Annotated in this window: 8 protein-coding genes; 7 read left to right on the plus strand and 1 reads right to left on the minus strand. The window is 43.1% G+C overall.

Translation table 11 applies throughout. From position 1 onward, the window contains the following. The 7 genes from F6K52_RS31175 to F6K52_RS31205 form a co-directional block, all read left to right on the plus strand. Positions 1-228: hypothetical protein (locus F6K52_RS31175; RefSeq protein WP_293088055.1), on the plus strand; the 228-nt coding region annotated here is incomplete at its 5' end. Positions 229-266: 38 nt separating this feature from the next. Further along, entirely contained in the window at positions 267-452 is a 186-nt protein-coding gene (locus F6K52_RS31180; RefSeq protein WP_293088058.1) for a hypothetical protein, read from the plus strand. Positions 453-589: 137 nt separating this feature from the next. Beyond that, a complete protein-coding gene (locus F6K52_RS31185) occupies positions 590-976 on the plus strand; it encodes a hypothetical protein (RefSeq protein ID WP_293088061.1) in 387 nt (128 codons plus the stop codon). 240 nt (positions 977-1,216) lie between these two features. Then, positions 1,217-1,582: a hypothetical protein gene (locus tag F6K52_RS31190; protein ID WP_293088065.1), complete on the plus strand. Its 366-nt coding sequence runs from the start codon at positions 1,217-1,219 to the stop codon at positions 1,580-1,582. Positions 1,583-1,921: 339 nt separating this feature from the next. Continuing rightward, entirely contained in the window at positions 1,922-2,905 is a 984-nt protein-coding gene (locus tag F6K52_RS31195; RefSeq protein WP_293088068.1) for an ATP-binding cassette domain-containing protein, read from the plus strand. After that, positions 2,902-3,693 (plus strand): ABC-2 family transporter protein, encoded by a 792-nt coding sequence (locus tag F6K52_RS31200; protein ID WP_293088071.1) that lies wholly within the window; start codon positions 2,902-2,904, stop codon positions 3,691-3,693. The genes F6K52_RS31195 and F6K52_RS31200 overlap by 4 nt, the downstream gene beginning before the upstream one ends. 2 nt (positions 3,694-3,695) lie before the next feature. Beyond that, positions 3,696-4,499, plus strand: a complete 804-nt coding sequence (locus F6K52_RS31205) for an ABC-2 family transporter protein (protein ID WP_293088074.1) — start codon at positions 3,696-3,698, stop codon at positions 4,497-4,499. A 35-nt stretch (positions 4,500-4,534) separates the two neighbouring features. On the opposite strand, the gene F6K52_RS31210 is transcribed toward F6K52_RS31205, so the two are convergent. Then, a complete protein-coding gene (locus tag F6K52_RS31210) occupies positions 4,535-5,599 on the minus strand; it encodes a glycosyltransferase (protein ID WP_293088077.1) in 1,065 nt (354 codons plus the stop codon). Positions 5,600-5,716 lie beyond the last annotated feature (117 nt).

The following is a 5,716-nucleotide window of genomic DNA, read 5'->3' on the forward strand; positions in this document are numbered from 1 at the left end:
TCGTCGAATCGTGCTGTAGGACGGGTTTGCGTCCTTTGGGAGGCGAAAATAAAGCAACCAATTGATCGTATTGAGGCTTTCAACCAATCCCCAATGGCAAGAAACCCTCGATTGCCCGCCGCAACCGCCAGGGTGAATAATGCGGTGGCATTGGGCTTGACTATGGCGCTGCCGAAGCGGTGCGCCGACTATCTGGTAGGCTGGTTGACTGACAAAAGCATCAATTAGGAACAATCAAATGCAAGCCAGGAGGGGAATAGGAGGGATTGACTTTTAATGTGGGGAGCCAGCATCCTCAAGACAGATACCACTCATACGAAGAAGATGCTGTGAAAAAAAACTCCCGCCTCTACAATGCCTTGAATCAATGGATGGGTCAAGGTGATTGGGCGCATTTGGCTCATCTGACTGTTTGTTTATCGATGGAGCGTGGCCCTGGTACATACCGGTAGTGTGAATCTGACTAAATGGACGGTCTATATGCCGTGCCGGGGTCAATATGCTGCGAGCAAACTTTGACGAATCCAGCGTTGGCAGCCATTACCCCGAATCAATGTGCATCGACTCTATGGCAGTTTAATTGAAGCAGATGCAGGCCAATTGGCTTCAACAGGTAATCTATCTGGCATTAGACACCTCGTTATTTTGGGAGAAGTATTGTGAGCGTGCGGCTGTGTGTGGTGCATCGAGGTCGCGCCAAGCCGCGTGGCGAGCGCGGGTCATGGCTCATGGCAGTGCCAGTATATCGTTGCTGGGATTATCGAGAAATGATTCAATCGGCTCATTTGCGATTACCTCCAGGAATCAAGGTGGTGTTACTGGCAGACCGAGGTGCAAGTTCATATTAACGCCAAGGCGGATGTTAACTACCCAATTAGGTTGGCACTATCGGATTGGCCCCGCGAGGGATAGTTGGATTTGGCGGGTCAGAAGTTACCGCAAGAATAGTGGAGCCTTTATGGTTGGTAGGCTATGAGTAAAAGGTAACGGTCTTTTGTAATAAGGCTCCACTATTCATTGGTTTCATCTCCGGGGGGCAAAGGCTGGTGCCAGCTTAAAGATTTCCATGTTCTACGGGGGGAGGCCTTGTGTTTCCATCAGGTGCGATTGCAAAAAGCTGCCAACTATGGTTTGGTTCACGTGATTATCGGTCGTAATAACCTCAAGGTCGAGTTTTGGGCGGTGGTCAGTGATGAAAAGACCTGCATAAAAACTTTTGCGCTCGTATGGGTTACGCAACGATTATGAACAGAACTTTTTAGATGACCAGTCCAGTGGCTGGAATCTCCAAAAATCAGAGATTAGAGTACCATCTGCCCTGTCACGATTATGGTTTATCTTAGCGGTAGCAACTCTCTGTCTTGATGCAAAGCGCGAGTGGGGGAAACCCCCTGTTCCCTTGCTGCATCGCTATGTCAGTGCCCAAGGGGTGGCAGTGGTAGAGTCAGGTCAACGACGTTGGGTAGACACCCATTGGCGCACGTGGCAACAGCTATTTCCGCATTGGCATAGATTGGGTCAAAACTGCTCTGTTAAACGGATGGTGACTGATTCGTCAGGTCAGTTTCACCTCCAACCGTGATCCTGACCCTGTTATGGCATCGCGCAAACAACACGAAAAACGAACTTATAAGCTAGAGTTCAAAGTACTGACGTACCAATATGCTCCGGAATAACTTTTGTCAGTCAATCAGATCTGGTAGGTCAGCAAAGGCTGCGACTATGGCAGGTTGAGACATCTGAAGTACGCTATCACAGACGACTTCAATATCATATCAGTTCCTAAATTAGAATGAAATAGCCCTGAAAGACAATTGGCTTCAGATGTTCAAGAATTTTTGAGGTGGAAGAAACAACTCTATAACCCACATTCCGCACTTCGTTTTGTAGTACAATTTAGTATTAAAAAAGAGAGGATTGAATGCCCCAGATCGTAGTCGAGGATCTCGTCAAGACTTATCGTATTGCTGAACGTCAGCCTGGACTTTGGGGTGCTTTTCGTAGCGTGCTGTATCGTAAATACCGCGAACTCAAAGCTCTTGACCATATTTCTTTCACCCTAGAACCGGGCGAACTTGTGGGCTATATTGGTCCCAACGGAGCTGGAAAGTCCACGACTGTCAAACTCTTAGCTGGCATAATGGTTCCAGACTCTGGACGCTGTGAAGTCTTGGGTCGAACTCCTTGGAAAACCCGAGTCGATCATGTGCGGGAAATAGGTGTAGTCTTCGGTCAACGAACTCAATTATGGTGGGATTTGCCAGTCATCGAATCTTTTGACTTGCTACGCGATATTTACAAGATATCAGCAACAGACTATATTCGGCAACGAGACCACCTGATTGACATCCTAGACCTGACATCTTTACTGGATATACCTGTACGTCAACTTAGCCTGGGGCAGCGTATGCGCTGCGATCTAGCAGCATCGCTACTCCATGATCCTTCCCTACTTTTCTTAGACGAACCTACCATCGGTCTTGATGCAGTATCTAAATTAGCAGTGCGTGACTTTATCAAGAGTCTTAATCAAGAACAGAAGAAAACTGTTATCCTTACCACCCATGACATGGATGATATCGAAGCTCTATGTACGCGAGTCATAGTTATTGGAGAAGGTAAAATTCTCTCGGATGGCAGCCTAAACGACCTCAGAAGACAGGTATCCAGCGAACGCCTACTGATCCTTGACTTAGTTGAGGACTTGGCTGACATTTGTGATCCTGATGCTGAGATTATTCGACGGGAAGCTCAGCGAATATATTTGCGCTTCGATCCTAAAAAAATATCAGCCGCCACCCTGATCAGCCGCATCACGGCTCAATATCCAGTGCGCGACCTGTTTGTAGAAAACCCACCTATAGAAGAAATTATTGCTCACCTTTATAAGGAAGACCAGAAATGAGTGCTTACATAGCTATCCTGAGCGCACGCCTTCGTACACTCCTGCAATACCGTGCTGTTGCTTTAGCTGGTATAATTACTCAGTTGTTCTGGGGTTTGATTCGCATCGCGATCTTCGAGGCATTCTATCGCTCTAGCACTGACGTACAGCCCATGACCTACTCGGAAGTTGCCGACTATATTTGGCTGGGACAAGCTATGTTTGCCCTAATCCCCGTGACAGCTGACAGCGACCTACGCACTATGATCCGCACTGGCACTGTTGCTTATGAACTGCTGCGACCGGTGGATCTCTACAATTTTTGGTACAGCCGCTCCTTAGCAAGCCGTATTGCTCCAGCCTTACTGCGTAGTTTACCTGTGTTTGCCGTTGCTCTACTCTTTTTAAGCCTCAAACCACCAGCTTCCTACGCCTCAGCCGCCGCTTGGAGTTTAGCAATCATAAGTGCATTGCTTTTATCCAGTGCTATCTCGACTCTCAGCAGTATCTTACTTCTTTGGACTATCAGTGGCGAAGGCATAAATCGGCTCTTAACTTTGTTGGTATTTGTCTTTTCTGGTACCCTCGTTCCTCTACCTCTCTTCCCTGAATGGTTTCAACCCTTCCTCAATTTTCTGCCTTTTCGAGGACTCGTTGACGTGCCTTTACGTCTCTATATGGGTCATATCCCTGCGAGTGATGCCTGGATGATGTTAGGTCATCAACTGATCTGGATTTTGCTCTTTGTTGCTTTAGGACGCTGTTTGCTTGCCTATGGAACTCACCGACTAGTTGTTCAAGGAGGTTAACTATGTTAGATAGTCTGCGTCTTTATGCTCACTATATCGATATTTCTTTTCGCAGCCAGATGCAGTACCGAAGCTCATTTATCATCCTGTCCATTGGCAACTTCCTTACGGCTGGTCTGGAATTTATCGGCATTCTAGTACTTTTCGAGCGCTTCGGACATTTGCAAGATTGGAGCTTACCGGAAATTGCCCTGTTTTACAGCATCATCAACATGGCATTTTCCCTGTGTGATTCTACCTCACGGGGTTTTGAACTTTTTGCCAGTATGGTCAAAAGTGGCGAATTCGATCGCCTGCTTATACGTCCTAGAAGTACAGCTCTGCAATTGGCTGGTCAGGAAGTAAATCTCAGAAAGTTAGGGCGGTTTTTGCAAGCTCTAATTGTTTTGCTTTGGGCTATTTCGACCCTCGATCTCTTCTTGTCTCCAGAGAAGATCCTGCTTATCATCTTTGCTATCTTGGGGGGAGCTTGTTTATTTTATGGATTGATTATAATTCGGGCTACTTTAGCTTTCTGGACTACAGAAAGTTTAGAAATTATGAACACTGTAACCTATGGAGGTGTGGAAACCGCTCAGTATCCTCTGATCATTTACCGTCCTTGGTTTCGCCGTTTTTTCACTTTTGTCATTCCTTTAGCTTGCATCAGCTACTACCCGGCTATTGGTGTTTTAGACCGTTTAGATCCTCTAAACTCAAGTATTCTTTGGCAATGGGTGTCTCCAGCTATTGGTGTCCTCTTTCTTATTCTCTGTTTACAGATTTGGAGCTTTGGAGTGCGAAACTACCGCTCTACTGGCTCGTAATTTCAGGAATTGTCAACACTTTTCTTAGTTACCTTTTATCCTGATTTGTGTGATTGTACTATTTGAGCATAAAGTTTTATATAGTTCTGTGCCATTATTTTTGAGGCAAAATGATTTTCTGCATATTCTCTACATCTAAATGGCTCGATTTTTTCTATATTTTGAATACCCTCCACCATTTCGTCAATTGAATTGACAATATAGCCTGTTTTTCCATGCTTTACTAATTCTGGAAGAGAACCTTTTGCATAGGCAATAACTGGAGTACCACAGGCTAAAGATTCTAATACTGTTAGAGGACAAGGATCTTCATATTCTATTGGCATAAGAAAAGCTTTGGCATTTTTATAAAATTCTTTTTTAGTTTTATCTTTTAATGGACCAACAAATATTACATTTTCTCCATCTATATGAGGTCTGACTTTTTCTTGATAATAGTTACGATCCTGTTCAAATACAACTCCTCCAATTACAAGCTTTAATCCACTCTTTTTGGCAGCTTGGATAGAATTAATTACTCCTTTATCATCTGCAATTCTCCCAAAAGAGAAAAGGTAATCTTCTTTACACTCTGAAAACGGAAATTTATCAACAGGAATCCCATTATATATAGGTACTTCAATGTTGAAAAATTGTGACAAGTTATTTTTCTGTGCAATACTTACAGCATTATAATGAATGTTGGGTTGTTTGGGGACAGATTTATATTTTTCTTTAATATCTCTAAGAATACCATGCAAGGTAACTAAAAATGGTTGAAAAAATCCTCGTCGGGAAAATTCGTTGGTCGATAAAATATATCTTCCATGAAGATGAACAATATCAATCTTATATTTTTCTATGGAATCCAATATAATTTTTGCCTGAATTTCATACTTATCTGGAGCCGAAAAAATATCTTGATTATTTTTACTTTGACAAACTATAAGTTTTCCATTAATTATAGAGTTTGAATCAGACACAATATACGAATCATGCCCTAGTAATATAAATTCTCGATCTAAATATTGAATAAGTCGTTCTATGCTTCCATACTCCAATTTAGAATTTATGGACCTTTTAAGAGGTGAAGCTTGTAAAATGTTCATTTTATTTGCCAAAAGTAATTTTATTACTATACTACATGTTTAAGATTTATTGTGATATGAATATGAAAGTTTTCGAGAGAAAAGATGTGATTGATTAACTATATTCTGTTCGACAATTTCAGGAGATAA

Source organism: Moorena sp. SIO3H5 (genome assembly GCF_010692395.1).
Lineage (GTDB): Bacteria > Cyanobacteriota > Cyanobacteriia > Cyanobacteriales > Coleofasciculaceae > Moorena.